This is a genomic window from Methylobacterium sp. 4-46 (assembly GCF_000019365.1).
In the GTDB taxonomy this organism is placed as follows: domain Bacteria; phylum Pseudomonadota; class Alphaproteobacteria; order Rhizobiales; family Beijerinckiaceae; genus Methylobacterium.
Genome location: NC_010511.1, coordinates 685,147 through 711,704 on the forward strand (window position 1 = coordinate 685,147; position 26,558 = coordinate 711,704).

26 protein-coding genes are annotated in these 26,558 nt (G+C 73.0%); 19 read left to right on the plus strand and 7 right to left on the minus strand.

Going from position 1 to position 26,558, the window contains the following annotated elements; all coding sequences use genetic code 11:
• The first annotated feature begins 16 nt into the window (after positions 1–16).
• From M446_RS02855 to M446_RS02865, 3 genes are all read left to right on the plus strand, one after another.
• The gene (locus M446_RS02855; protein WP_012330561.1) at positions 17–1,417 is read left to right on the plus strand and encodes an IS30-like element ISMtsp4 family transposase; all 1,401 of its coding nucleotides are present in this window, start codon (positions 17–19) and stop codon (positions 1,415–1,417) included.
• A 38-nt stretch (positions 1,418–1,455) separates the two neighbouring features.
• Positions 1,456–3,906, plus strand: a complete 2,451-nt coding sequence (locus tag M446_RS02860) for an EAL domain-containing protein (protein WP_050777460.1) — start codon at positions 1,456–1,458, stop codon at positions 3,904–3,906.
• A gap of 143 nt (positions 3,907–4,049) precedes the next feature.
• Positions 4,050–4,301: a hypothetical protein gene (locus tag M446_RS02865; RefSeq protein WP_012330562.1), complete on the plus strand. Its 252-nt coding sequence runs from the start codon at positions 4,050–4,052 to the stop codon at positions 4,299–4,301.
• A 9-nt stretch (positions 4,302–4,310) separates the two neighbouring features.
• Here the strand turns inward: M446_RS02865 and M446_RS02870 are convergent, their stop codons facing one another.
• The gene (locus tag M446_RS02870) at positions 4,311–4,547 is read right to left on the minus strand and encodes a hypothetical protein (RefSeq protein WP_018262702.1); all 237 of its coding nucleotides are present in this window, start codon (positions 4,545–4,547) and stop codon (positions 4,311–4,313) included.
• Between the two features lie 154 nt (positions 4,548–4,701).
• On the opposite strand from M446_RS02870, the gene M446_RS02875 reads away from it, so the two are divergent.
• The 3 genes from M446_RS02875 (at position 4,702) to M446_RS02885 (ending at position 6,352) form a co-directional block, all read left to right on the plus strand.
• Complete coding sequence (locus M446_RS02875; protein WP_012330564.1) at positions 4,702–5,094, plus strand: hypothetical protein; 393 nt, start codon at positions 4,702–4,704, stop codon at positions 5,092–5,094.
• Positions 5,095–5,543: 449 nt separating this feature from the next.
• The gene (locus M446_RS02880) at positions 5,544–6,005 is read left to right on the plus strand and encodes a MucR family transcriptional regulator (protein ID WP_043700758.1); all 462 of its coding nucleotides are present in this window, start codon (positions 5,544–5,546) and stop codon (positions 6,003–6,005) included.
• Between the two features lie 92 nt (positions 6,006–6,097).
• On the plus strand, positions 6,098–6,352 hold the full coding sequence (locus M446_RS02885; RefSeq protein ID WP_012330566.1) for a hypothetical protein: 255 nt from the start codon (positions 6,098–6,100) through the stop codon (positions 6,350–6,352).
• A 2-nt stretch (positions 6,353–6,354) separates the two neighbouring features.
• Here the strand turns inward: M446_RS02885 and M446_RS02890 are convergent, their stop codons facing one another.
• Positions 6,355–6,645 (minus strand): hypothetical protein, encoded by a 291-nt coding sequence (locus M446_RS02890; RefSeq protein ID WP_265576513.1) that lies wholly within the window; start codon positions 6,643–6,645, stop codon positions 6,355–6,357.
• Between the two features lie 213 nt (positions 6,646–6,858).
• Here M446_RS02890 and M446_RS02895 point away from each other — a divergent pair, with 213 nt between their 5' ends.
• Positions 6,859–7,140 (plus strand): PsiF family protein, encoded by a 282-nt coding sequence (locus M446_RS02895; protein ID WP_012330568.1) that lies wholly within the window; start codon positions 6,859–6,861, stop codon positions 7,138–7,140.
• Between the two features lie 217 nt (positions 7,141–7,357).
• Here M446_RS02895 and M446_RS02900 read toward each other — a convergent pair whose 3' ends face one another.
• Entirely contained in the window at positions 7,358–8,263 is a 906-nt protein-coding gene (locus M446_RS02900; RefSeq protein ID WP_012330569.1) for a response regulator transcription factor, read from the minus strand.
• Positions 8,256–11,597, minus strand: a complete 3,342-nt coding sequence (locus M446_RS02905; protein WP_012330570.1) for an ATP-binding protein — start codon at positions 11,595–11,597, stop codon at positions 8,256–8,258. Before M446_RS02905 ends, M446_RS02900 begins: the two co-directional genes overlap by 8 nt.
• A gap of 267 nt (positions 11,598–11,864) precedes the next feature.
• Here M446_RS02905 and urtA point away from each other — a divergent pair, with 267 nt between their 5' ends.
• From urtA to M446_RS02955, 10 genes are all read left to right on the plus strand, one after another.
• Complete coding sequence (urtA, locus tag M446_RS02910) at positions 11,865–13,121, plus strand: urea ABC transporter substrate-binding protein (RefSeq protein WP_012330571.1); 1,257 nt, start codon at positions 11,865–11,867, stop codon at positions 13,119–13,121.
• A gap of 101 nt (positions 13,122–13,222) precedes the next feature.
• Positions 13,223–14,149 (plus strand): urea ABC transporter permease subunit UrtB, encoded by a 927-nt coding sequence (gene urtB, locus M446_RS02915; RefSeq protein ID WP_012330572.1) that lies wholly within the window; start codon positions 13,223–13,225, stop codon positions 14,147–14,149.
• 14 nt (positions 14,150–14,163) lie between these two features.
• Entirely contained in the window at positions 14,164–15,318 is a 1,155-nt protein-coding gene (gene urtC / locus M446_RS02920) for an urea ABC transporter permease subunit UrtC (RefSeq protein WP_012330573.1), read from the plus strand.
• Positions 15,319–15,329: 11 nt separating this feature from the next.
• Entirely contained in the window at positions 15,330–16,100 is a 771-nt protein-coding gene (urtD, locus tag M446_RS02925; protein ID WP_012330574.1) for an urea ABC transporter ATP-binding protein UrtD, read from the plus strand.
• 12 nt (positions 16,101–16,112) lie between these two features.
• A complete protein-coding gene (urtE, locus tag M446_RS02930) occupies positions 16,113–16,871 on the plus strand; it encodes an urea ABC transporter ATP-binding subunit UrtE (RefSeq protein ID WP_012330575.1) in 759 nt (252 codons plus the stop codon).
• A gap of 157 nt (positions 16,872–17,028) precedes the next feature.
• A complete protein-coding gene (gene fmdA / locus M446_RS02935; protein ID WP_012330576.1) occupies positions 17,029–18,258 on the plus strand; it encodes a formamidase in 1,230 nt (409 codons plus the stop codon).
• A gap of 1 nt (position 18,259) precedes the next feature.
• The gene (locus tag M446_RS02940; RefSeq protein ID WP_012330577.1) at positions 18,260–18,580 is read left to right on the plus strand and encodes an FmdB family zinc ribbon protein; all 321 of its coding nucleotides are present in this window, start codon (positions 18,260–18,262) and stop codon (positions 18,578–18,580) included.
• Between the two features lie 78 nt (positions 18,581–18,658).
• The gene (locus tag M446_RS02945; RefSeq protein ID WP_012330578.1) at positions 18,659–19,705 is read left to right on the plus strand and encodes an aliphatic amidase; all 1,047 of its coding nucleotides are present in this window, start codon (positions 18,659–18,661) and stop codon (positions 19,703–19,705) included.
• A 51-nt stretch (positions 19,706–19,756) separates the two neighbouring features.
• Positions 19,757–20,554: a CbbQ/NirQ/NorQ/GpvN family protein gene (locus M446_RS02950; RefSeq protein WP_012330579.1), complete on the plus strand. Its 798-nt coding sequence runs from the start codon at positions 19,757–19,759 to the stop codon at positions 20,552–20,554.
• Complete coding sequence (locus tag M446_RS02955) at positions 20,551–22,149, plus strand: VWA domain-containing protein (RefSeq protein WP_012330580.1); 1,599 nt, start codon at positions 20,551–20,553, stop codon at positions 22,147–22,149. The genes M446_RS02950 and M446_RS02955 overlap by 4 nt, the downstream gene beginning before the upstream one ends.
• A 175-nt stretch (positions 22,150–22,324) precedes the next feature.
• Here the strand turns inward: M446_RS02955 and M446_RS02960 are convergent, their stop codons facing one another.
• Genes M446_RS02960 through M446_RS02970 form a run of 3 tightly spaced genes read right to left on the minus strand, consistent with a single transcriptional unit; the run spans position 22,325 to position 25,285 of the window.
• Entirely contained in the window at positions 22,325–22,924 is a 600-nt protein-coding gene (locus M446_RS02960) for a GDSL-type esterase/lipase family protein (RefSeq protein WP_012330581.1), read from the minus strand.
• Positions 22,921–23,898, minus strand: a complete 978-nt coding sequence (locus tag M446_RS02965; protein ID WP_012330582.1) for a hypothetical protein — start codon at positions 23,896–23,898, stop codon at positions 22,921–22,923. The genes M446_RS02960 and M446_RS02965 overlap by 4 nt, the downstream gene beginning before the upstream one ends.
• Complete coding sequence (locus M446_RS02970; RefSeq protein WP_012330583.1) at positions 23,885–25,285, minus strand: MBOAT family O-acyltransferase; 1,401 nt, start codon at positions 25,283–25,285, stop codon at positions 23,885–23,887. Before M446_RS02970 ends, M446_RS02965 begins: the two co-directional genes overlap by 14 nt.
• A gap of 179 nt (positions 25,286–25,464) precedes the next feature.
• Here M446_RS02970 and M446_RS02975 point away from each other — a divergent pair, with 179 nt between their 5' ends.
• Both M446_RS02975 and M446_RS02980 read left to right on the plus strand, forming a co-directional pair.
• Positions 25,465–25,995 carry a PaaI family thioesterase gene (locus M446_RS02975; protein ID WP_012330584.1) on the plus strand — a complete coding sequence of 177 codons (531 nt, stop codon included), beginning with the start codon at positions 25,465–25,467 and terminating at the stop codon, positions 25,993–25,995.
• A gap of 67 nt (positions 25,996–26,062) precedes the next feature.
• On the plus strand, positions 26,063–26,470 hold the full coding sequence (locus M446_RS02980) for a globin family protein (RefSeq protein ID WP_012330585.1): 408 nt from the start codon (positions 26,063–26,065) through the stop codon (positions 26,468–26,470).
• Positions 26,471–26,558: the final 88 nt, after the last annotated feature.

Sequence of the window (26,558 nt, forward strand, 5' to 3'; positions counted from 1 at the left end):
GCGGAGGGCGGTTGTGATGGCAGGTCGGCGGCGTTCGGATCGGGCACTTCGCGAGAAGCTGCGGTCACCGGGTCGTCCCGGGGTCGGTCTGCGCGAGACGCGGCGGGGGTTCTGGGCGTTCCTCGCGCAGGGTCTCTCCAGCGAGGTCGCAGCGATGAAGCTCGGGATCTCGCCACCGGTCGGCTCGCGGTGGTTCCGGACAGCAGGCGGAATGGCACCTTCCCACCTGTCACCATCATCCAAGTCGCCTTCTGCGCGCTACCTGTCGTTGGCTGAGCGGGAGGAGATCGCGATCCTACAAGCGCAAGGTCACGGGGTCCGGGACGTCGCTCGGCGTCTGGGACGGGCGGCGTCGACCATCTCGCGGGAATTGCGCCGCAATGCGGCGACCCGCAGTGGCGGCCTGGACTATCGCGCCACGACCGCGCAGTGGCACGCTGAACGCGCGGCACGCCGGCCCAAGCCAGCAAAACTGGCGGGGAACGCAGCGCTGCGGACGTACGTGCAGGAGCGGCTCGCCGGAACTGTCGCGACACCGGGCGGGAGCGCTCTGCCTGGCCCTAGCGTTGCCTGGAAGGGACGGCGGCACGGGCGACGCCAGAGCCGGCGATGGGGTCGATCCTGGAGTCCGCAGCAGATCGCCGAGCGCCTACGGCTCGACTTTCCGGGCGATACGACGATGCGCATCAGTCACGAGGCGATCTATCAGGCGCTCTACATCCAGGGCCGGGGCGCGCTGAAGCGTGAGCTGACCGCGTGTCTTCGCACAGGACGGGCTTTGCGTGTGCCGCGGGCCCGCAGCCTGGGCCGAGGCAGGTCGTTCGTCACCCCCGAGGTGCTCATCAGCGAGCGTCCGCCCGAGGTGGAGGACCGCGCGGTGCCGGGGCACTGGGAAGGAGATCTGATCCTGGGTCTGAAGAGTTCGGCGATCGGGACCCTGGTCGAGCGCACGACGCGCTTTACGATGCTGCTGCATCTTCCGCCGATGGACGGCCATGGGGTGACACCGCGTGCGAAGAACGGCCCGGCGCTGGCGGGGCACGGGGCCCAGGCGGTGCGCGAGGCGATCGCCGGCACGATCGCGCGCTTGCCCGAGCAGCTGCGGCGCTCGTTGACCTGGGACCAGGGTACCGAGATGGCCGAGCACGCGCGCTTGCGGATCGACGCGGGTCTGCAGGTCTACTTCTGCGATCCACGCTCACCCTGGCAGCGGGGGACGAACGAGAATACGAACGGGTTACTGCGACAGTACTTCCCGAAAGGAACGGATCTGAGCGCCCACAGCGCGAACGATCTTGCTGCTGTGGCCGCAGCCCTCAACAGCAGACCGCGCAAGACGCTGAACTGGAAGACGCCGGCAGAGGCGCTCGACGCTGTGCTGGCTGCCGTGCAAGATGGTGTTGCGACGACCGCTTGAACCCAAGTTGGTTCTGGCAGGCCGATGCCGACCTGCGGATGTCGTCGCTCGACGGCCGCTTCGAAGAGCTGACGGGCCGCTCCGCAGGGGAATGCCTCGGGCGTCCCTGGCCGGGCCTCGACGGGCCGGGCGATCCGGTCGGCGATCTCGCGCCGCTCGCCGCCCGCCGGCCGTTCCGCGACGCGGTCCTGGCCCACCAGCACCCGGACGGGCGCACCCGCTGGTTCCGGCTCGCGGGCGCGCCGGTCCTGTCCGCGGAGGGCGCCTTCCAGGGCTATCGCGGCGTCGGTTGCGACGTCACCGCGGAGATCGAGGCGCGCGACGCGCGGGAGGCCCGGGCGGAGGCGCGGCTCGCCGCGGAGCGGCGGCGCTCCGAGACCCTGCTCGCCCACATCGCCGACGGCGTCCTCATGCTGGACGAGACGCTGGCGATCACCGCCTTCAACCGGCGGTTCCTCGACCTCTACGGCCTCTCGGCCGGGGACCTTCGGGTCGGGCAGCCGCTGGAGACGCTGGTGCGCGCCTGCGCGGCCCGGGGGCTGTTTCCGGGCAAGACCCCGGACAAGGCCTGGGCCGCCGTGGCGGCGGACCTTGCCCGGCGGGTCCCGCGCCGGGCCGAGCGCAGGCTGGCCGACGGGCGCACGGTGGCGCTCACCGTGACGCCCACCCCCGACGGCGGCTTCGTCATGGTCCACGAGGACGCGACCGACCGCAAGCGCGCGGATGCCCGGATGGCGGAGCAGAACCGCTGGCTCGACACCGCCCTCACCCACATGTCGCACGGGCTCGTCCTGTTCGACGCCGCGCACCGGATCACGCTCCTCAACCGGCAATTCCTCGACCTCTACGGGCTGCGGCCGGAGCGGGTCCGCCCGGGCCTCACGGCCGAGCAGCTGATCCGGGAACGGGTGGCGGTGGGCAACTTCCCCGGCCTCGACGCGGACGAGGTCTGGGCGGAGGTGGCCCGGCGGCTCGCCAGCCGGTCCCGCTACCGCCGCGACGAGCAGCTCATCGACGGCCGCACCATCGCGGTCACCTGCGCGCCGACCCCCGACGGCGGCTTCGTCACGGTCCACGAGGACGTGTCCGCCCACAAGCGGGCCGAGGCCCAGATCGTCCACATGGCCCGCCACGACGCGCTGACCGGCCTGCCGAACCGCACCGTGCTGCACGAGGGCCTGACCGAGGCCCTGGCGCGGATCCCGGCCGCCGGCCCGGCCGCCGTGCTCTGCCTCGACCTCGACCGCTTCAAGGCGGTCAACGACACGCTCGGCCACGCGGTCGGGGACCTGCTCCTGAAGCAGGTGACCGCGCGGCTCGGCGACGAGATCGGCCGCGCGGCCTCCGCCGGCACCGCCCTCCTGGCCCGCCTCGGCGGGGACGAGTTCGCCGTCGTCCTGCAGCCGGCCAGCCGCGAGCGGGCGGGCGCACTCGCCGGGCGCCTGATCGAGGCGGTCGGGCGCGACTTCGCCATCGACGGCAAGCGCGTGAACGTGGGCTTGAGCATCGGCATCGCCCTCGCGCCGAGCCCGGGCGCGCTCCCCGCCGACCTGATGCGGGCCGCCGACATGGCCCTCTACGGTGCCAAGGGCGAGGGGCGGGGCGCCTACCGCTTCTTCGAGCCCGAGATGGACGTCGCGGTCCAGGCCCGGCGCGCCGTCGAGCTCGACCTGCGCGCGGCCCTGGCCTCGCCGCAATTCGAGCTGCACTTCCAGCCCTTCCTGACGCTGGCGAGCGACCGGATCGCGGGGTTCGAGGCGCTGGTGCGCTGGCGCCACCCCGTGCGCGGCCTCGTCCCGCCCTCCGACTTCATCCCGGTCGCCGAGGAGACCGGGATGATCGTGCCGCTCGGCGAGTGGGTGCTGCGGGCGGCCTGCCGCGAGGCGGCGCGCTGGCCGGAGACGCTGCGCATCGCGGTCAACCTCTCGCCGGTGCAGTTCCGCCACCCCGCCCTGGCGGCATCGGTCCTCGCCGCCCTCGACGAGGCGGGGCTCGCGGCCTCCCGCCTCGAACCCGAGATCACCGAGGGCGTGCTCCTGCAGGACAGCGAGGCGACGCTCGCGGTCCTGCACCGGCTCAAGCAGCGCGGCGTGCGCATCGCCATGGACGATTTCGGCACCGGCTACTCCTCGCTGAGCTACCTGCGCGCCTTCCCGTTCGACAGGATCAAGATCGACCGCGCCTTCGTGGCGGACCTCGCGGTCCGCCCCGACGCGCTGGCGATCGTGCGGGCCGTCACGAGCCTCGGCGCCGGCCTCGGCATCACCACGACGGCCGAGGGAGTGGAGACGCGGGGTCAGCTGGAGCTGTTGCGGGAGGCGGGCTGCGCCGAGGTCCAGGGCTACCTGATCAGCCCACCCCTCCCCCGCGGCGAGATCCGGGCGCTCCTCGCCCGGGACGCACCGGTGCCCGCCCGCCCGCACCCCGCCCGGACCGCCGCGCCGCGCCGCCGCGCCGGGCCGGCGGGCGGCGTTCCGGAACCCGCCTGAACCCGCGCCGGAACGGGCCGCACCGCCGGGGCAGTGCACCTCCCGGGCGCCGCAGCCGACGGCCTCGCTTTCCGGCCCGGGGCCCCTATGATCGCGGTCGCCCGCGGCCCCTGGCCGCGACCCGCGCCCCCGAGAGGAGCCCCATGACTCCACGCATCACCGCCGCCGTCCTGGGCCTCCTCGCCCTGCAGGCCCCCGCCCTGGCGCAAGGCACCCCGGAGCAGCGGCAGGCCTGCACGCCGGACGCGATGAGCCTGTGCGGCCCCTTCATCCCGGACGCGGTGCGGGTGAAGGCCTGCCTGCTGCACAACCGGCAGAGGCTGACCCCGGCCTGCCGCGCCGCCATCGTGCCCGACGAGCCCCGGCGGCCCCGCCGGCGGCGGCGCGCGCGCTGATCGCGCCGGTCAGGGCGGGTCCTGCGCGGGCTCGCCCGAGAGAGGCAGCACGCCTCCCATCTCGGCGACCGCCCCCGCCCGGAGGTTCGGCCCCGGGGTCGCGAGCGCCACCACGGCCAGGAAGGCGAGGCAGGCCAGGACGGCGAGTGTGCGGGTCAGCCGCTCGGGTCGGTCGCGCTGCGCGTGGATGACCGCGCAGCCGAGGGTGAACAGCGCGGCCTCGGCGAGCGGGACGGCGAGCGTCATGCGGGGGCTCCTGCGGGCCGCGTTGGAATACCACATACCAACCGGCCGGCGGCCTGGGAAGGGCACCCCGCCCCCATAAGTCCGGGGCGCGGCAAGGAACCGGACCGCCATTCACCCGCTTCTTCCTCGCCATCGACGGCAGGAGGAAGACGTCATGAAGGTACCGACTCTGCTGACGGCCGCAGCCATTCTCACGCTGAGCGCCGGTTCGGTTCTGGCCGGCCCGTGCAATACGGGAACGACCAAGGGCAAGTCGCCCGAGCAACACGCGACGAACGCGTCGAGCTCCGACGTGGACAAGGGCAGCAAGAACCTGGCCGGCGGCCAGCAGCCCGCTTCCCCGGGGACGGTCGGGGCGATGAACAATGTCGGCGCCGGTCAGGCGACCGGCGACAAGGGCGGCTCCAGCGCCGATGCCAGGGGCAACCAGACCGACCCGGCGAGCAAGAACCTCGCGGGCGGCCAGCAGCCCGCCTCGCCCGGCACGGTCGGCGCGATGAACAATGCCGGGGCCGACCAGAAGCTCGGACAGAAGGACGATTGCTGATCCGGCCCGCCGGACGCGAGGCCGGGCGCGCCGCCCTCCGGCACGGAGCGGCGGGGCGCCCGGCGCCTCCGCTCCCGACCCGCGCCGCGCTCCTGGCGGGCGCCGCGCTCCTGGCGGGCGCCGGCGGCGGCCCCGGGCGCGAGAAGACCTGCCCATCGCCCAAGGATCCTTGGCCGAGGGATCCTTGGCCCGGGGATCCTTGGCCCAGGGATCCTTGACCAAAGGATCCTTGGCCAAAGGATCCGTGCCGCCCGCTCGCCCGCCAGGCACACCAGCGCCTCCGGCCTCCCCAAGGTCATGTCCTCTCCGGGCGGCGCTTCCTTCGATCTAATTCGAACGGATTAAATCCTGCGATAGATTATGATTTCACAAGAATTCTGATAATTATTGGCACCGAGGTCGATTTTCCTGTCATCCCCGAATGGAGTCGACCGGAAATGGGTGACCGAATGAGCGAGATCAAAGCGGAATCGACGGCGCCGGACAGCGGCGCGCTGGCTGGGCTGACCGCCGGCATCGTCACCGCCTACGTGACGGGGAACGCGCTGCGCGCGTCCGACATGCCCCACCTCGTGCGCAGCGTCTACAGCACCCTGGCGACGCTCGGCGGCCCGGCCAAGCCCGCGGTCGCGGAGGCGCCGGTGCCGCCGATCCCGATCAAGAAGACCGTGACGCGGGATGCGATCATCTCGCTGGAGGACGGCAAGCCCTACAAGTCGCTGAAGCGCCACCTCACGGCGCGCGGCCTCAGCCCCGAAGAGTATCGGCGGAAGTGGAACCTGCCCCCCGACTACCCGATGGTGGCCGAGGTCTACGCCCAGCGCCGCTCGGACCTCGCCCGGGTGCTCGGCCTCGGCCAGATCCGCAGCCGGAAGGCCGCGGAGCGGCGCGCGGCCGCGGCGGCCGAGTAGGCGCGGCGGCGCCCGATCGTCGCCCGGCGGGATCCCGGAGCCGTCAGGGGCGTTCCCACGCCTCTCCCCGCTCGTGCCGAGGATCTCGTCAGGTGTCGCCGTCGCCGCTGCTCCCACTGATCGTCACCGCCGTGTTCGCGGCGGGGCTGTTCGTCATCACCCGGCTCGAGAAATGGGCCGACCTCGTCGGCGGGATCCTCGGCCTCACCGCGGTGGGGCTGCTCTGCCTGCTGCTGCTGGCCGTCACTCCCCCGGCGCCCAGCGGCCCGAACCCGGCGCGGGGCCGGCCGGGCGTGCCCGTCAGCATGATGGCGGGGGCCGACCTCGGCTGGCCGGCCCGGCCCTGACCTCACGCCGGCTCGGTGCGCCCCGCCGGCCCCGCCGCAGGGGCGGGCGGCTCGCGGACGAGGCGGTGCGCCTCGCGGACGAGGGCGGGCGCCTCGGCGAGCGGCTCGGGCCGCAGCCGCTCGGCCAGACCGTCGGCGATCCCCGACAGGACGGCGTCCCACGCGCTCCCGAAGCGGCGCAGCGGCGGGCGGGGCGTCAGGAAGGCGGGAAGCGGGCTGGCCGGGCGGGCCGCCGGGGCGGGCGGCTCGGCGGCGGGCGGAAGAACCGGGGCGGAATGCAATCCGTGTCGCATCGGAGCCTCGCGCGGCGGCTGTCCCGGGGCCCGACGCCCCGGTGGCTGACCGGGATACTCTCCCGCGCGCCGGGCCGGACGGCCGTGCCGCGGCGCACGCGCCGCGCGGCGCCCGCGCCGAACCTTCGCCACAGACGCCTCCGAGCATGCGCCCGCCTGGCGGGGCCGGCGCGGGAATCCGCCGCCGGCCCCCGGACGCTCGGAGCATGGTCGATGACGCACTCCCGCTCGGCGCTCGCCGCCGCCGCCCTCCTGGCCGGCCTGTCCGCCGCCCCGGCCAAGGACGCCCTCGCCAAGGACACCCTCGCCAAGGACGCCCCGGCCAGGAACGCACCGGCCAAGCCGGCCGGCCGCCCCGAACCCGCCGGCGAGGAGAGCTTTCCGGGCGTCGACCCGGCGGTGCTCGCCCAGTGCCGCGGCGAGGCCGAGGCCAAGCGGCTGCGCGGCGAGGCGCGCCAGCTCTTCATGAAGACCTGCGTCGAGCCGGAGGATTGATCCGGGATCCGCTTGATCGACGCGGGTCCCGTATCCCAAGCCTGCGCGGCGCCCGAGCGACGCCGACATCCGCTTTGCCGAAATGGGAGATGGCGAAGCAATCAACCGGATGTCATGTGAGGGCGCCGCGCCCGACCGGCCACCGCGCCGGGGATACGGTGTCGGGGGTCGCGCGCGGCAGGGGCAGCCCGCGCGATCGTCCGATTTCGGGCCGGGCTCAGCCTCCCTGCTCCTGCAGCGCCCGCACGACCAGGGCCGAGGCCGAGGTGCGGTTCTCGACGCCGAGCTTGGCGTAGACCTGCTCCAGGTGCTTGGTGACCGTGCGGGGGCTCAGGGACAGAATCTCGCCGATGTCGCGGCTCGCCTTGCCGCGGGAGACCCAGAGCAGCACCTCGGCCTCGCGCTGGGTCAGGCCGAGGGCCCGGCGCAGGCGCTCGATCTCGCCGCCCCCGTCGAGGGCGAGCCGCAGCAGGATCTCGTCGCCCCCGACCTGGCCGATGCGGCTCAGCTGCAGGCGCCGCCCGTCCGGGGTGGCGAGCGCCACGGGCCCGGGCGCCGCGGCCCGCAGCCAGGCCCGGGCGGCCGGCGGCAGCGCCGGGTCGCCCGCCGCGGAGGATTCCGCGAGGTCGCGCAGGAGCCGCGCCGCCTGGGGCGTGCACCAGCGCACCGAACCCGCCCCGTCGACCGCGAAGAGGTAGCGCCCGGCGCTGTCGAGGGCGAGCCGCGCGCTCTGCGCCGCCCGCGCATTGGCGAGGTGGACGCGGATGCGCGCCAGGATCTCGGTCGCCGAGATCGGCTTGGCGACGTAGTCGACGCCGCCCGCCTCCAGCCCCCGCACGATGTGCTCGGTCTCCGACAGGCCGGTCATGAAGATCACCGGCACGTGGGCCAGGGCGGCGTTGGCCTTGAGGCGGCGGCAGGTCTCGAACCCGTCGAGGCCCGGCATCACCGCGTCGAGCAGGATGATGTCGGGGGTGATCTCCTGCACCAGGGTCAGGGCCGCCTCCCCCGAGACCGCGACCAGCACGGTGGCGCCCGTCGCCTCGATGGCGGAGGTGAGGAAGCTCAGGGTCTCGGGCGAGTCGTCGACGACGAGGATGACGTCGCGGCCGGGCTCAGGCATCGCCGCTCATCCCCTCCAGCACCGCCATGTAGCGGGGCAGGTCGTAGGCCTGGACGAGGCCCCGCAGCTCCGCCACGAAGGGCGCGGGCGTCTCGGCCTCGATCTCGGCGAGCTTCGCCTCGATGCCCCGGACATGGCCGATGCGCCCGAGCCGGATCAGCTCGGCCACCTGCTCGGGCGTGGCGCGCCGGGGGCCGGTCCGCACGGGGGGCGCCTCGGCGGTGATCCAGTCGAGGCCGAGCAGGGCCTGGATCCGGGAGAGGAAGTCGCGCAGGTCGAAGGGCTTGGCGATGATCGCGTCGTGCGGCGCGTCCTCGCCCCGCACCGGGCTGATCTCGTGGACGTTGGCCGACATCATGGCGATGCGGGCGGGGCCGTGACCCTCCGCGCGCAGGCGCCGGGCGAGCTCCCAGCCGTTCATGCCCGGCATGGCGATGTCGAGGAGGAAGAGGTCCGGCCGGCAGCCCGCCGCGAGGTCGAGGCAGGACGGCCCGTCCGCGGCCGAGAGCAGGGTGAAGCCGAGGGGCGTCAGGATCTCGCGCATCAGGTCGCGGTGCGCGGGATCGTCGTCCACGACGAAGATGGTGCGGCGGCGCCCCGCGTAGCCCCGCACCGGCGCCTCGGCGGGGGCCGCGCGGCCGCTCTCCGCGAGCGAGGACAGCATCAGGCGCAGCCGGAAGGTGCTGCCGCGGCCGAGCGCGCTCGCCACCGTGATCTCGCCGCCCATCACCTGCGCCAGGAGATGGGCGATGGTGAGCCCGAGGCCGGTGCCGGGCGTGCTGGTCGCCGCCGGCAGCGTGCCGCGCACGAAGGGCTCGAAGATGCGCGGCAGGTCGGCCTCCGGGATGCCGGAGCCGGTGTCGGTCACGGCGAATTCGGCGATCTGGTTGCGGTAGGTCAGGTCGAGGCCGACATGGCCCCGGGCCGTGAACTTGATGGCGTTCGAGATCAGGTTGAGCAGGATCTGGCGCAGGCGCTTCTCGTCGGTGGCGACGAGGGCGGGCAGGATCGCCGGCCGGGTGAAGCGGAACTCGAGCCCCGCCGCCTCCGCCTGCGGCCGGCACATGTCGACGATCTGGTCGAGGAAGTCGGGCAGGCGCACCGCGTTGCGGTGGAGCTGGAGCCGGCCGGCCTCCATGCGCGAGATGTCGAGCAGGCCGTCGATCAGGCCCGACAGGTGCTCGGCGCTGCGCCGGATCACCCGGATGCCCGATTGCCGCTGGGGCGGGATCGCCGGGTCGTTCTCCAGGAGCTGCGCGTAGCCGAGCACGGCGTTGAGGGGCGTGCGCAGCTCGTGGCTGATGCCCACCACGTAGCGGCTCTTGGCGAGGTTGGCGGCCTCCGCCGCCTCCTTGGCCTTCTGGAGCTTGGCGTCGGTGATCTTGTGGGCGGCGATCTCGGCCCGGTGCAGGGCGGTCTGGCGGGCGGTCTCCTCCTGGGCGACGCGGCGGCTCTCCTGCGCCAGCACGAAGAGCCACGCCACCACGCCGAAGATCACCGCCATCACGAAGAACACCGCCTCCAGCGCCTGGGCGAGGACGGCGCCGTGCGCGGGGGCGCGGTGCGCCGCCTCCGCGTAGACGACTCCGAGGATCAGCCCGGCGGCGGCGCAGAGCGCCAGCATGATGCCGGCGTAGCGCCCGAGCCGGGACTCGACCACCGCGGCGACGCGGGGCGAGAGCCGCGCCGCGACGTGGCTCACCTGGGCGGAGAGCCGGGCGTGCGGCTTGCACAGGTCGCCGCAGCGCACGTCGAGGGAGCAGCACAGCGAGCAGATCGGCACCGCGTAGGCCGGGCAATAGGCCATGTCCTCGGGCTCGAAGCTGTGCTCGCAGACGCCGCAGGTGATCTCGCCGCGCCGCTGCCAGTGCCGCCGCGGCCGGCGCGCGAAGTAGTAGCGGCCGTCCGTCGCCCAGGCGATGAGCGGCGCCGCCGCGAAGGCGGTGCCGAGGGCGATGAAGGCCGCGAAGGCCTGCGGCCCCGCCCCGAGCAGCCCCGCATAGGCCAGGAAGGCGACGAGGCAGGCGAGCGCCATCGCCCCGGTGCCGACCGGGTTCACGTCGTAGAGGTGGGCGCGCTTGAACTCGATGCCGGGCGGCGAGAGGCCGAGCGGCTTGTTGACCGCGAGGTCGGCCATCAGGGCCCCCATCCAGGCCGCCGCCACCAGGGCGTAGAGCCCGAGCGTGCGCTCCAGCGTCTTGTAGATGCCGAGCTCCATCAGCAGGAGCGCGATCGCGACGTTGAAGACCAGCCACACCACCCGGCCCGGATGGCTGTGGGTGAGCCGCGAGAAGAAGTTCGACCACGCGATCGAGCCCGCATAGGCGTTGGTCACGTTGATCTTGAGCTGCGAGATCACCACGAACAGGCCGGTGACCAGGATCGCGCCGCCGGCCGGCAGGCCGTACCCGAAGGCCGCGGCGTACATCTGGGTCGGCTCGCTCGCCCGCTCGGCCGGCACGCCCTGGCCGAGCGCCAGCACCGCCAGGAAGGAGCCGAGCAGGATCTTGAGCATGCCCGGCACGACCCAGCCGGCCCCCGCCCCCAGCACCGCCGCCCACCAGCGCAGCTCCCGGTTCGGCTGCGGCGGCGGCACGAAGCGCAGGAAGTCGACCTGCTCGCCGACCTGGGCGAGGAGCGAGAACAGGATCCCGCAGGCGGCGCCGAAGAGCAGCGGGTCGAAGCCCTCGCCCCGCGCCCCCGCGAGGCCCGCATGCGCCATCCAGGCCTCGACGGGGCGGTCCGCCGCGACCGCGATGAAGGCGAGCGGCAGCAGGTTCAGCAGGAGCCAGACCGGCTGCGTGACGAGCTGGAACCGGCTGATCAGCGCGATGCCGTAGGTGACGAGGGGGATCACCGCGAGCGCGCTCACCAGGTAGCCGACCGGCAGCGGCAGGCCGAGGCAGAGTTCCAGCGCCAGCGCCATGATGGCGGCCTCGATGGCGAAGAACAGGTAGGTGAAGCTCGCGTAGATCAGCGAGGTCAGGGTCGAGCCGATATAGCCGAAGCCCGCCCCGCGGGTGAGAAGGTCGACGTCGAGCCCGTGGCGGGCCGCGGTGGCGCCCACCGGCACGCCCGCGAGGAAGATCACGAGACCGACCGCCAGGATGGCCGCCATCGTGTTGGTGAAGCCGTAGGCCAGGATCAGCGTGCCGCCGATCGCCTCCAGCGCCAGGAAGGCGACCGAGCCGAGCGCCGTCTGGGCGACGCGCAGGACCGACCAGCGCCGGGCGCGCTTGGCGGTGAAGCGCAGCGCGAAATCCTCGAGCGTCTCGTTCGCGACCCACCGGTTGTAATCGCGCCGGACCGGGATGATGCGCTGTCGTCCCTGCATGTGCCTCCAGGCCGCGCTTGCTGCAGCGCAATCTACGACACGCTTCCGCAAATGCACGCCTGCGGCGCGCCGCTCCCCACCCCGATCGGGACTTGGCGTCCGCGCGCGACGGGGGCAGCGCGCAATCCTGCGCAGGGTCATGGCGCAGCGGTATACGCAAAACAGCGTATATGCTGCGTCGCACAATGCCGCCTAGCCTCCGCTCCGGTCGCGGCGCGGACCGCCCGGGACGGGCCGGCCCCGCGAGCCTTCAGGAGAGGACGAGCGATGGCAGACGAGAACGACCGGGGCCTGGAATCCGCGCTGCGGCGCCGGCTGCTGATGGGGCTGGCCGCGGTGCCGGCGGTGGCGGCCCTGCCCCGCCTCGCGCTGGCCGCCCCCCCGACCTCCGCGGTGAACACGACCGGGCTCGCCGTCACCGACACCGAGGTGACGGTCGGCATCCTGCACTCGGTCACCGGCACGATGGCGATCTCCGAGACCGGCGCGCAGCAGGCCGAGAAGCTCGCCATCGAGCAGATCAACGCCGAGGGCGGCGTGCTCGGCCGCAAGATCAAGATCATCCAGGAGGACGGCGCCTCCGACTGGCCGACCTTCGCCGAGAAGGCCAAGAAGCTGCTCGTCAACGACAAGTGCGCGGCGGTGTTCGGCTGCTGTACCTCGGCCTCCCGCAAGGCGGTGCTGCCGGTGTTCGAGCAGTACAACGGCATGCTCTACTATCCGACCTTCTACGAAGGACTGGAAGAATCGAAGAACGTCATCTATACGGGCCAGGAGGCGACGCAGCAGATCCTGGCGGGCCTCGACTGGGTCGCCAAGGAGAAGGGCGGCAAGACCTTCTTCTTCATCGGCTCGGACTACATCTGGCCGCGCACCTCGAACAAGATCGCCCGCAAGCACGTCGAGAACGTGATCAAGGGCAAGGTCGTCGGTGAGGAGTATTTCCCGCTCGGCCACACCCAGTTCAACTCGGTAATCAACAAGATCAAGCTGACGAAGCCGAACGTGATTTTCGCCGACGTGGTCGGCGGCTCGAACGTGGCCTTCTACAAGCAGCTCAAGGCGGCCGGCATCGACCTGTCGAAGCAGGTGCTGATGACGATCTCGGTGACCGAGGACGAGATCGACGGCATCGGCGGCGAGAACATCGCCGGCGCCTACGCCTGCATGAAGTACTTCCAATCCCTGAAGAACCCGAACAACGAGAAGTTCGTGCCCGCCTTCAAGAAGATGTGGGGCGAGAAGACGGTGATCGGCGACGTCACCCAGGCGGCCTACCTGGGCCCGTACCTGTGGAAGCTGACCGCCGAGAAGGTCGGTTCGTTCGACGTCGACAAGATCGCGGCGGGCTCGGCCGGCGTCGAGTTCAAGGGCGCCCCCGAGGGCTACGTGCGCATCCACCCGAACCACCACCTGTGGTCGAAGACGCGCGTCGGCCTCGCCAAGGCGGACGGGCAGTTCGAGGTGGTCTACGAGAGTGCCGACCTGATCGAGCCGAACCCGTTCCCGGTCGGCTACCAGTAGGCGCGCCGCCCGCCCCGCGAGCCCCCTCCTCCAGCCCCGGAGCGGGGGGCCGCGCCGCCCGCGCCCTCCCCCAGCGCCCCCCTCCGTCCCGGAGCCCGCCCATGTTCGGTGACTACTCGCTCGGCGATCTCGGCTCGATCTTCGCGATGCAGGGCTTCGCCGGCCTCATCCTGTTTTCGGTCTACGTCCTGATGGCCCTCGGCCTCGCCATCATCTTCGGGCAGATGGGCGTGATCAACATGGCGCACGGGGAATTCATGATCCTGGGCGCCTACATGACCTATTTGTGCTCGAATGTCTTCCAGTCGCACCTGCCGAGCCTGTTCCCGGTCTCGTTCTTCGTGGCGATGGGGCTGGCCTTCCTGGCCTCCGGGGCGCTCGGGATGCTGGTCGAGTGGGCGCTGATCCGGCACCTCTACAAGCGCCCGCTCGACACGCTGCTGGCCACCTGGGGCCTGTCGCTGATCCTGCAGCAGGCCTACCGCTCGATCTTCGGCGCCCGCGAGGTCGGCGTGGAGCTGCCCTCCTGGATGATGGGCTCGGTCCAGGCGACCGAGACCATCGAGATCCAGATCAACGGCATGGTCGTGATGGGCGTCACCGCCCTGATCACGCTCGCGGTGGCGCTGCTGCTGTTCCGCTCCGGCTACGGCAAGCGGGTGCGCGCGGTGATGCAGAACCGCGTCATGGCGGGCGCGGTCGGCATCGACACCGACAAGGTCGACCGCCTCACCTTCGGCCTCGGCTGCGGCATCGCCGGCATCGCGGGCGCGGCCTTCACGATGATCGGCTCGACGGGGCCGACCTCCGGCCAGCTCTACATCGTCGACACCTTCCTGATCGTGGTCTTCGGGGGCGCCGCCAGCCTCGCCGGCACCATCGCGTCGGCCTTCTCGATCTCGCAGACCCAGTCGACCCTCGAATTCTTCCTCTCCGGCTCGACCGCCAAGGTCCTCACGCTGCTCGGCGTCGTGGCGATCCTGATGATGCGGCCGCAGGGGCTGTTCACCCTCAAGGTCCGGCGCTGAGGAGTCCCGACGACATGACATCCCCGACCCTCAACGACAACGCCTTCATGAAGCCGATGGAGTGGGCGAGCCTCGCCGTCCTCGCCGCCCTGATCCTGGTGGTGCTGCCGCTCGCCCTCGACATCTTCCGGCTCAACCTCGTCGGCAAGTACCTCACCTACGCCTTCGTCGCGCTCGGCCTCGTCATCTGCTGGGGCTATTGCGGCATCCTGTCCCTCGGCCAGGGGGTGTTCTTCGGGCTCGGCGGCTACTGCATGGCCATGTACCTGAAGCTCGAAGCCTCCTCGGTCGAGAACACCAAGATCCAGTCGACGCCGGGCATCCCCGACTTCATGGACTGGAACCAGGTCACGGCCCTGCCCTGGTTCTGGAAGCCGTTCCACTCCCTGCCGCTCACGCTGCTCGCCGTGGTGGCGGTGCCGACCCTGTTCGCCCTCGTCATCAGCGCGGCGATGTTCAAGCGGCGGGTCGGCGGCACCTACTTCGCGATCATCACCCAGGCGATCGCCGCGATCCTCACCATCCTGATCGTCGGCCAGCAGGGCTACACGGGCGGCATCAACGGCATCACCGACCTGCGCACGCTCCACGGCTGGGACATCCGCACCGACCACGCCAAAACCGTGCTCTACTTCGTCAACGGCGGGCTCCTGATCGCCTGCATCCTGGCCGCGCAATACGTCAAGCGCTCGAAGCTCGGCCGCATCCTGGTCGCCATGCGCGACAAGGAGGACCGGGTCCGCTTCTCGGGCTACTCGGTGGCGAGCTTCAAGATCTTCGCATTCTGCCTCGCGGCGGCCTTCGCGGCGATCGGCGGGGCGATGTTCACCCTGCAGGTCGGCTTCATGTCGCCGTCCTTCGTCGGCATCGTGCCGTCGATCGAGATGGTGATCTACACCGCGGTCGGCGGGCGCCTGTCGCTGTTCGGCGCGGTCTACGGCACGCTGCTCGTCAACTGGGCCAAGACCAGCTTCTCGGAGAGCTTTCCCGAACTCTGGCTGTTCGGCCTCGGCGCGCTGTTCATCGGGGTGGTGCTGGCCTTCCCGAACGGGCTCGCCGGGATCTGGCGCCAGTTCGTGGCGCCGCGCCTCTCCGCCACACCCGATCCCGCCAAACCCGGCGCCCCCGTCCTCCCGGCCGCGCTGCCGCACGGCGCCCCGGCCGAATAGGAGATCGCAGGATGAACGCCGCTCACGTCCCCGCCGCCCCCGGCCAGCAGGATTTCCTCCTCGCGGTCGAGGCCCTCACCGTCTCCTTCGACGGGTTCAAGGCGGTCAACGACGTCTCGTTCTACGTCGACCCGAACGAGATCCGGGTGATCATCGGCCCGAACGGGGCCGGCAAGACCACCGTCCTCGACCTGATCTGCGGGCGCACCAAGGCGACCTCCGGCTCGATCAAGTATCGCGGCCAGGAACTCACCCGCATGTCGGAGAGCGCGATCGTGCTGGCCGGCGTCGGCCGCAAGTTCCAGACGCCCTCGATCTACGACGACCTCACGGTGTTCGAGAACCTGGAGATCTCCTATCCGCGCGGCCGCACGGTGTTCGGAGCGCTGACCTTCAAGCGCGACGCCGCGGTGCGCGACCGCGTCCACGAGATCGCCGAGATGATCTTCCTCAAGGATCACCTCGACGCCCGCGCGGAATACCTCAGCCACGGCCAGAAGCAGTGGCTGGAGATCGGCATGCTGCTGATCCAGGACCCGGAGCTGCTGATGCTCGATGAACCGGTCGCCGGCATGAGCGTCGCCGAGCGCAAGAAGACCGCGGACTTGCTGCACCAGATCATCAAGGGCCGGTCGGTGCTGGTGATCGAGCACGACATGAAGTTCGTCGAGGACATCGCCCACCGGGTCACCGTGCTGCACCAGGGCCGGGTCCTGTCCGAGGGCTCGATGGAGCGGGTGAAGAACGACCCCAAGGTGGTCGAAGTCTATCTCGGGCATTGAGGGAGGCCGCGCATGCTTGAGACCGCCATCGCCACCCCGCCCGCCGCGCCGCCGGCCGGCCCGCAGGTCGGCCCGGCCCCCCTCCTCGCGGTGACCGGCCTGCACGCGGCCTACGGCCAGAGCGAGGTGCTGCACGGCATCGACCTCGCGGTCGCGCCGGGCGAGATCGTCGCGCTCATGGGCCGCAACGGCATGGGCAAGACCAGCTTCATGAAGACCCTGATGGGCATCCTGCCGGCGCGATCGGGCACGATCCGGATCGGGGAGCGCGACGTCACCGGCCTCAAGACCTTCCAGCGGGTCGCCGCCGGCCTCGCCTACGTGCCGCAGGGGCGCATGATCTTCTCGGCCATGACCGTGCAGGAGAACATCGAGACCGGGCTCACCGTGACCGGCAGCAGCCGGGTCCCGGGCGACCTCTACGAGATGTTCCCGGTGCTGCTGGAGATGAAGGGCCGGCGCGGCGGCAACCTCTCGGGCGGCCAGCAGCAGCAGCTCGCCATCGCGCGGGCGCTGGCGAGCCGGCCGAAGGTGCTGCTGCTCGACGAGCCGACCGAGGGCATCCAGCCCTCGATCATCCGCGAGATGGGCCGGACGCTGAAGCGCATCCGCGACGAGCGCGGCCTCGCGATCGTCGTCTCCGAGCAGGTGCTCAGCTTCGCCCTCGACGTCGCCGACCGGGTGCTGGTGATCGAGAACGGCGCGATCGTGCATGAGGACCGGCGCGCCGACGTCGATGAGGCCAAGGTCGCCCGCTTCCTCTCCGTCTGACGGAGGCCCGGCGGCACGCACGGCCCCGGGCCGGCGCAAGGATCCGGCCCCGGCCGGATGACCGAGAGACGGCAGGACGGGCCGGCCCGGGGCGAACCCGGCGCCGGAGGGAGAGCGCCTGCCCTCGATCCAACCCCACTGAGGAGCCTCGCAGGAAATGCCCGAGACCCTGATCAAGGTCGATCTCACCCAGTCGCCCTACGAAAACGACATGGTGCACAACCGCTGGCACCCGGACATCCCGATGGTCGCCATGGTGAAGCCGGGCGACGACTTCATCATCGAGACCTATGACTGGACCGGCGGCTTCATCAAGAACGACGATTCGGCCGACGACGTGCGCGACATCGACCTGTCGATCGTGCACTTCCTGTCCGGCCCGGTCGGCGTCGAGGGGGCGGAGCCGGGCGACCTCCTGGTCGTCGACCTGCTCGACATCGGCGCCAAGCCGGATTCGCTGTGGGGCTTCAACGGCTTCTTCTCCAAGAAGAACGGCGGCGGCTTCCTCACCGACCACTTCCCGCTGGCCCAGAAGTCGATCTGGGACATCGAGGGCCTGTTCACCAGGTCGCGCCACGTGCCGGGCGTGCGCTTCCCGGGCCTGATCCATCCCGGCCTGATCGGCTGCCTGCCCGACCCGAAGCTGCTCGCGACCTGGAACGCGCGCGAGACCGCGCTGATCGCCACCAACCCGACCCGGGTGCCGGGCCTCGCCAACCCGCCCTTCGGCCCGACCGCCCACATGGGCCGGCTCAAGGGCGAGGCGAAGGACAAGGCGGCGGCCGAGGGCGCCCGCACCGTCCCGCCCCGCGAGCACGGCGGCAATTGCGACATCAAGGACCTGTCGCGCGGCTCGAAGATCTACTTCCCGGTCTACGTCCCCGGGGGCGGCCTCTCGATGGGCGACCTCCACTTCAGCCAGGGCGACGGCGAGATCACCTTCTGCGGCGCCATCGAGATGGCGGGCTGGGTTCACCTCCGGGTCGACGTCATCAAGGACGGCATGGCCAAGTACGGGATCAAGAACCCGATCTTCAAGCCCTCGCCGATCACCCCGCGCTACGACGACTACCTGATCTTCGAGGGCATCTCGGTCGACGAGAGCGGCGGCCAGCACTACCTCGACGTGACCGTCGCGTACCGGCAGGCCTGCCTCAACGCGATCGAGTACCTGAAGAAGTTCGGCTATTCGGGCGCGCAGGCCTACTCGATCCTCGGCACGGCGCCGGTGCAGGGCCACGTCTCGGGCGTCGTCGACGTGCCGAACGCCTGCGCCACCCTCTGGCTGCCGACCGGCATCTTCGAGTTCGACATCAACCCGAGCGCGGCCGGGCCCCAGAAGTTCCTCGACGGCTCGGTCCAGATGCCGCTCTCGCCGGACACGTGAGATGCCGGTCTACGACTATTCCTGCGAGAGCTGCGGCCCCTTCACGGTGCTGCGGCCGATGGCGCAGTTCCGCGACCCGCACGATTGCCCGGATTGCGGGCAATCGTGCGAGCGGGCCTTCCTGACGGCGCCGCGGCTGTCCGGCATGGAGGCGGGGGTGAGGGCGGCGCACGCCGCCAACGAGCGCAGCCGCCACGCCCCCCGGCGCAGCCACGGCGCCGGCTGCGGCTGCTGCGCGCCCGGGAAGGCGGCCGGCGGCTCGGCCAACGGCAGCCCGGCCAAGAGCTTCCCGGCCGCACGGCCGTGGATGATCAGCCACTGACGATCCGGGCGCGGCCCCTCTCCCGCCCGGGAAGGGGCCGCGCCTCGTCCGCACGCGCGTTCGATCGGGAGACACGCCATGCATCACGGGGACATTTCCAGCAGCCACGACAGCGTCGGCGTCGCGGTCGTCAACTACAAGATGCCGCGGCTGCACACCAAGGCCGAGGTCCTGGAGAATTGCCGCAAGATCGCCGACATGGTGGTGGGCGTGAAGGCCGGCCTGCCGGGCCTGGACCTGATCGTGTTCCCGGAATACTCGACGCACGGGATCATGTACGACGCCGCCGAGATGTACGAGACCGCGTCGTGCATTCCCGGCGAGGAGACGGCGATCTTCGCCGAGGCCTGCCGCAAGGCGAAGGTCTGGGGCGTGTTCTCGCTCACCGGCGAGCGCCACGAGGAGCACCCGCACAAGGCGCCCTACAACACCCTCATCCTGATGAACGACCGGGGCGAGATCGTCCAGAAGTACCGCAAGATCATGCCCTGGGTGCCGATCGAGGGCTGGTACCCGGGCCACTGCACCTATGTCTCGGAGGGGCCGAAGGGGCTGAAGGTCAGCCTGATCATCTGCGACGACGGCAACTACCCGGAGATCTGGCGCGACTGCGCGATGCGCGGGGCGGAGCTGATCATCCGCTGCCAGGGCTACATGTACCCTGCCAAGGAGCAGCAGATCCTGATGTCGAAGGCGATGGCCTTCGCCAACAACGTCTACGTGGCGGTGGCGAACGCCTCGGGCTTCGACGGGGTCTACACCTATTTCGGCCACTCGGCCCTGGTCGGCTTCGACGGGCGGACCCTGGGCGAGTGCGGCGAGGAGGAGAACGGCATCCAGTACGCGGCCTTGTCGAAGTTCCTGATCCGCGACGCGCGCGCCAACTGGCAGTCGGAGAACCACCTCTTCAAGCTGCTGCACCGGGGCTACACCGGGATGATCAATTCCGGCGAGGCGCGGCACGGGATGGCGGCCTGCCCCTACGACTTCTACCGGCGCTGGATCGAGGATCCGGACGCCACCCGGGACGCCGTGCGGGCGATCACCCGGGCGAGCGTCGGCACGCCCGAATGCCCGATCGAGGGGATCCCGCTCGTGGGCGAGGGCGAGGCGCCGCACCGCTGAGGCGCCGGGGCGCCCCGGTCCTCTCCCCCCTCCTCCCGCACGGGCCCGTCCTTGCTCACCGATCCCCTCCTGCGCAGCGAGCCCTATTATCGCCCGGTCGGCGACGAGGTCGCGCTGTTCGAGGCCGCCTACGCGGCGCGGCTGCCGATGATCCTCAAGGGCCCGACCGGGTGCGGCAAGACCCGCTTCCTGGAGCACATGGCCTGGCGCCTCGGGCGGCCCCTCGTCACCGTCGCGTGCCACGAGGACATGTGCGCCGCCGACCTCGTCGGCCGCTGGCTCCTGGAGGCCGGGGGCACGGTCTGGCACGACGGGCCGCTCACCCGCGCGGTGCGCCAGGGCGCGATCTGCTACCTCGACGAGGTAGTGGAGGCCCGGGCGGACACGATCGTGGCCATCCACCCGCTGGCGGATGCGCGGCGCATCCTGCCGCTGGAGCGCAGCGGCGAGGTGGTGCCGGCCCATCCCGACTTCCTGCTCTGCCTCTCCTACAATCCGGGCTACCAGGCGGCGCAGAAGGACCTCAAGGAATCCACCAAGCAGCGCTTCGGCGCCCTCGCCTTCGCGTATCCGGAGGCCCCCGTCGAGGCCGAGATCGTCGGGCGCGAGGCCGGGATCGGCCCGGCCGTGGCGGAGCGCCTCGTGCGGGTCGGCGCGGCCTCGCGGGCGCTGGTCGCCGAGGGTCTGGCGGAGGGCGCCTCGACCCGGATGCTGATCCATGCCGGGCGGCTGATCGCGGGCGGGATCGGCTTCGCGCCCGCCTGCGCGCTCGCGGTCGCCACGCCCCTCACGGACGACCCGGCCCTGCGGGACGCGCTCGCCTCCTGCATCGCCGCGCAGGTGCCGTGACGGCGGCCGCCCCGGCGGGGGAGCGCCGCCGCGCCGCCCTGCTGCGGGCGCTCTGGGGGCGCGGCCACCCGATCCTGTCCCTGCCCGCCCCGGCCCCCGACGCGCCGCCCCAGCGCCCGACCTTCGACGAGGCGGCCCTGCGCCTGCCGCACGGCGCCGCGCCCGCGGCGGCCCGCGAGGACCGGCTCGCGGAGGCGAGCCTCGCCCATCTCGGCGCCCACCTCGCCTTCGGGGGCGGGCGCTTCCCGATCGGCCGGCTGCGCCCGACCCAGATCGCCCTCGTCTCGCTGATCGAGGATGCGCGGGTCGAGGCCCTGGCCCTGCGCGAGCGGCCGGGGCTGGTCCGTCTCTGGCGCCCCTTCCACGCGGGCGCGGCGGAGGAGGCCGGCACGGCGGCCGGGCTGATGGCGCGCCTTGCCCGGGCCCTCCTCGATCCGGACCACCCCGATCCCGACGCCTTCGTGGCGCGGGGCCGGGCCCTGTTCTACGCGGATCCCCGGGCCTGGGCCGATCCCGGCCTCAGCCGCAGCCTCGGCGACCGGCTCGGCAACGACCTCGGCCAGATGCGGCTCCCCTTCGGCCCGCGGGCGGGGTGGAGCGAGCCCGCCTACCGGGACGACCACGCGGGAATGTGGGAGCGGCGGGAGATCGAGGCCGCTGCCCGCCCGGAGCGGGTGCCGGGGCCGGGCGACGGGGCCGACGCGCCCGCCGCCGACGCCCTGCCGCCGCGTCCGGGCGGCCGGGTCTGGCGCTATCCCGAATGGGACCGCCGCATCCGCCGCGCCCGGCCGGGCTGGGTCAGCCTGCGGGAGGAGTCGGCCGCGCCGGCCCTCGGCCGCCCGACGCCGTCCGAGCCGCGCCTCGCCGCGGCCCTGGCGGCGATGCGCCCGCGCCGGCCGCGGCGGATGCGGCGCCGGATCGACGGCGACGAGCTCGACCTCGCGGCGGCGACCGACGCGCTCGCCGACCTGCGGGCCGGCCGGGCGCCCGATCCGCGGGTCTATTCCCGCGTCCTGCGCCGGGCCGAGGGCGTGCCGCTCCTCCTGCTGGTCGACGCCTCGCGCTCGATGGGGGACCCGCTGCCCCGGGGCGGGCGGGTGATCGACGCGGCCCGGGGCGCGGCCGCGGCCCTGCTCGGGGCGCTCGCCGCGTCGGGCGGGCCGGTGGCGATCCAGGCCTTCCGCTCGGCGGGGCGCCACGACGTGCGGGTGGCCTGGATCAAGCGCTGGGACGAGCCGCCCGCCGCCGCCTGGCCGCGCCTCGCCGGGCTCGCGCCCGCCGGATCGACCCGGCTCGGCGCGGCCCTGCGCCATGCCGGCCGCAGCCTGCCGCCGGGACGCGGGGCGGTGATCCTGCTCACCGACGGCGAGCCCTCCGACATCGACGTGCACGATCCGGCCTTCCTCGCCGAGGATGCGCGGATGGCCTGCCGGGCGCTCGCGGCGCGCGGCGTCGGCGCCTTCGCCCTCGCGCTGGCGCCGGCGCCGCCCCCGGCGCTGGTGCGGGCCTTCACGCCCGGGCGCTGCGTCGCCGTGGCGGGGCCGGAGCGCCTCGCCGGGGCGCTGGTCGGTCTCGCGGCCCGCACCCGGGCCTGAGAGGCTGAACAGCGATCGCTTCCCGGCGTCCGTCCGGCCTGGCGCAGTCTCGATGGAGGGGGCGTGAGACCTCGCGGGTTTGGCAGCCGCGCCCGTGCTGGCGGACGTGCTGGACACCAGCATCGCACCCCGCGAAGGGCGCCCGCGACCGACCGATGCGCGCGGCGGGCGCCTCCTACGACGGCCCCGGCCCGACGAGCCGCGCCCCGAGCCGGCGATAGCCCTCCGGGGCCACGTGCAGGCGGTCCGCCGCGAGGGTGTGCGCGGCCTCCGCCTCGCCGCCGAGCAGGGCGGCCGCGTCGAGCAGATCGGCCCCGCAGCCCCGCGCGAGGCCCACGATCCCGCGATTGAGGGCGCGCCGGTCCGCGTCGGGGCGGCCCGCCCGCGGCGCCCGCCAGGGCAGCGTGACCAGGATCGGCCGGGCGCCCGGCCACAGGGCGAGGAGCTCGGCCGCGAGCAGGCCGAGCCCCGCCACGATCTCCGCGACGGGGTCGCCGTCCGCGAGGTTGTTGGTGCCGACCCAGAGCAGGGCGCGGCGCGGGCGCAGGCCGGAGAGGTCGACCGCCCGCAGCCGCCAGCGCGTGGTCTCGACCCGGTCGCCCGGCAGGCCGAAATTGAAGCTGCGCGGCGGCAGGGCCGCCTCGGGCCAGCCGGCCGCCTGCGAATCTCCCAGGAGCACGAGGTCGGCGGCGGCCGGCACGCGGACGGCCAGGCGCGCGTGCCGGCGCAGGGCCGAGGGCTTGACCGGCGGGGCGAGGCCGAGGGGGCGGGTCACGGCGGCGCCCGGCGCAGGCCGAGCGCGGCGAGCACGAGCCGGCCGATCCGCGGCGTGTAGTGCAGGTTGTCGAGCCACGCCTCCGTCGAGCCGGCGGCGGGGTCGAAGGGAAAGGAGGCGCCGAGCGCGGTGAGGTCGCGGATCGCGACCCCGCGCGCAGCGCCGACGCGCAGGACCGCCTCGCGCCAGCGCGCGAAATCGTCGAGGAGGCCGAGATCGGCGAGGACGCGGCGCTGCGCGTCGCTCACCGGCGACAGGTAGGCCTCGACGCGCAGCCCCGCGAGCCGGTCGAGGACGAGACCGAGAGCCTCCAGGGTCTCCGGGCGGAACGGCGCGGTGCTGCGCCGCCGCGCCGCGTCGTTCTCCCGGGTCAGGGCGGGGGGGAGCGGCGGCGTCTCCCGGAAGCCGTCGCGGGTCCAGGCGCCCGGATCCTCCGCGCCCGACACGGCCTCGATCCGGCTGTCCATCAGGGCGTAGCGGCCGAGCACGCTGCCCATGAGCGCGGTCAGCCGGCCGGTGGCGGAGGCGAGGGAGGGATCGAGGCGCACCGGCACGCTCGGGCGCGAGAACATGGAGTAGTCGAGGCCGATCACCACCCGGGACACGCCCGGCCGGGAGGCGACCACGCTCGCCACGAGCGGCAATTCCTCGGCGAGGATGGCCGAGATGCCGGCGTTGAAGACCGGCAGGGGCGCGGCGTCGAGGTCGCGCGGGTCGAGCCCGTGATAGACGGTGGAGCTTCCCACCAGCACGGTCGCGCAGGGGCGGGTGAGGGCCTGCAGCACCTTGGCGCGCCGGGTCTGGCGATCGAGCAGGCGGTTCCCGCCCCCCGTCGCCGCCCGCCAGGGCGGATCGGCGCGGAAGATCCAGTAGGCGTCGAACCAGACGACCCGCGCGGCGACGAGGAGGAGGAGCCCGGCCAGCAGCAGGGCCGTGAGGCCGAGGAAGCGCCGCGCCGGCTCAGAACTGGGCATAGATGAAGGCCTGGTTGGCGTCGTTGCCGACCTGGACGAGGAGCGCGGCGAGGAGCAGCGCCGTTGCGGCCGCCACCCGGCCCGAGAGGGGCAGCCGGTGGGCGAGGTCGTGGGCGGTCGGCCCGATCACCGCGAGGGCGAAGGCCAGGGCCGCGAGCGGCCACGCCTCCGGGACCGGCCCGGCCGCGGGCGCCGCGAGCCCGGCCGCGGGCGCCGCGAGCCCGGCTGCGGGCTCCGCGAGCCCGGCGAGCCCGCGATAGACTGCGAGCGCGGTCGCGAAGTCGGGGGCCCGGAAAGGCACCCAGGCCAGCGCCACGAAGGCGAAGGTCGCCGCCCAGCCGGCGAGCGGGGGCAGGGCCAGCCCGGCCCGGCGCCACAGGACGTGGAGCGCGAGCGCCGCCCCGTGCGCCGCTCCCCAGGCCACGAAGGTGAGCCCCGCCCCGTGCCAGAGCCCGCCGAGCGTCATCGTGGCGAGGAGCGCCGCCGCCTGCCGCGGCAGGCCGTGCCGGCTGCCCCCGAACGGGATGTAGAGGTAGTCGCGCAGGAACTGCGACAGGGTGATGTGCCAGCGCCGCCAGAAATCCTGGATCGAGGTCGCCCGGTAAGGCGCCCGGAAGTTCTCCGGCAGGACGATCCCGAACAGGAGCGCGAGGCCGAGCGCCATGTCGGTGTAGCCCGAGAAGTCGACGTAGAGCTGCAGGGCGTAGCCGAGCACCGCCTGCGCGGCGGCTTCCGGGCCGAGGCCCGCCCCCGCCGCGGCCCAGAGCGGGTCGATGGCGGCGGCGAGGGGATCGCCGAGCGCCGCCTTCTTGGCGAGGCCCGCCGCGAGGAGCAGGAGGCCGCGCGCGGCGCTCTCGGCCCCGGGCCGCGGCGGCGCCGCGGCGAAGGCGGCCGGCCGCACCAGCGGCCCGGCGATCACCCGCGGGAAGAAGGCCGCGTACAGGACGTAGTCGGTCGGGCCGAGGGCGGGTCCGGTGCCCCGGCGCAGGTCGACCAGGTAGGCCACGTGCTGGAAGGTCAGGAAGGAGAGGCCGAGCGGCGCGAGGAGGAGCGGCACCGGGACGGCGGCGCCGGTCAGGGCCGCGCCGAGCCCGGCGAAGAAGCCCAGATACTTGAAGAGTCCGAGGAGCGCGACGTCGAGGACGAGGGCCAGGGTGATCACCCGCCCGTCGCCGGAGCGCCGATACGCCTCGCCGGCGAGCCAGGTTCCGGCGATCGCGCCGAGGAGCAGCGGCAGGGCGCGCAGGTCCCACCACCCGTAATAGGCGAGCGACAGGCCGGCGAGGAGCCGAGCGTGCCAGGCGGGCCGCCACGCGAGGCAGAGCGCCTGCAGGGCGAGCGCGAGCGGCAGGGCGACGAGCAGGAAGGTGAGCGCGTTGAAGGGCATCGCGGCTCGCGGGGGGCCGCAGGGTTGCCGGCGGACCGGCCCGGCTGCGTCGGGGAAGGCGACAGACGGCATAAGCGGCCCGCCCGGCGCCGCGGTCAACATCGCGGCCGGCCCGTCGCGTTGCCCGCCCGGCCGCGCTTGGCTAGGCTGCCGCGGCAGGCCTCCCGACGGGACGACAGATGACGAGCGACACGCCCGAGCCCTCCCCCGCGCGGCGCCGCCTCGTCGAGTGGGCGGATCCGCGGCTCACCGCCCGGGCGGGGCTCGGGCGCGCGGGGCTGGACTTCCTGCGCGCGCTGATGTCCGAGGAGGTGCCGCGCCCGCCGATCAGCGCGCTCGTCGGAATGGAGATGGTCTCGGCCGAGAGCGGCCAGGTCATCATGCGCATGGCTCCCGGGGAACACCTCTACAACCCGATCGGCTGCGTGCACGGGGGAGCGATCGCGACCCTGCTCGACAGCGCGATGGGCTGCGCCGTGCACTCGCTGCTGCCGGAGGGACGCGGCTACACCACGCTCGAGATGAAGGTGAACTACCTGCGCGCCCTCACCCGGGAGACGGGCGTGGTCACGGCCGTCGGCGAGGTGCTGCATGCCGGGCGCCAGCAGGCCGTCGCCGAGGCGCGGCTGACGGACGAGGAGGGGCGCCTCTGCGCCACCGCCACCTCGACCTGCCTGCTGTTCGACCTGCCGGCCCGGCCGTCGGCCTGATCGCGGCGCGACGGCGGACGATATCTGGTGTAAGCTCGGCCGTCCCCGGTCTATCTCGGTGATGCCGATGTCTCCTGATCAGATCCGCCTCGTCCAGGACAGTTTCGAGTCAGTCAGTCCGATCGCCGCGACGGCCGCCGATCTGTTCTACGACCGCCTGTTCACGATCGCCCCAGACCTGCGCCCGCTCTTCCCCGACGACATGAGCGAGCAGAAGCAGAAGCTGATGGCGATGCTGGGGCTCGCCGTGGCGCAGCTCGGCCGGCCCGACACGGTGGTGCCGGCCATCCAGGAGCTCGGGCGGCGGCACGTCGCCTACGGCGTCGGCGAGGCGCACTTCGCGCCCGTCGGGGAGGCGCTGCTCTGGACCCTGCAGCAGGGCCTGGGCCCGGCCTTCACTCCGGAGCTGCGCGAGGCCTGGACCGCCACCTACGGCCTCGTCGCGGGGCTGATGTCGGGGGCGGCCCGCGCCTGACCGGCGCCGGCAGGCCCGCTCATCCGCCGTCCGGACGTGATCGTCCGGACGGCGGATGCCAAGCCCGCGCGGCGCGTGAGCGAAGCCG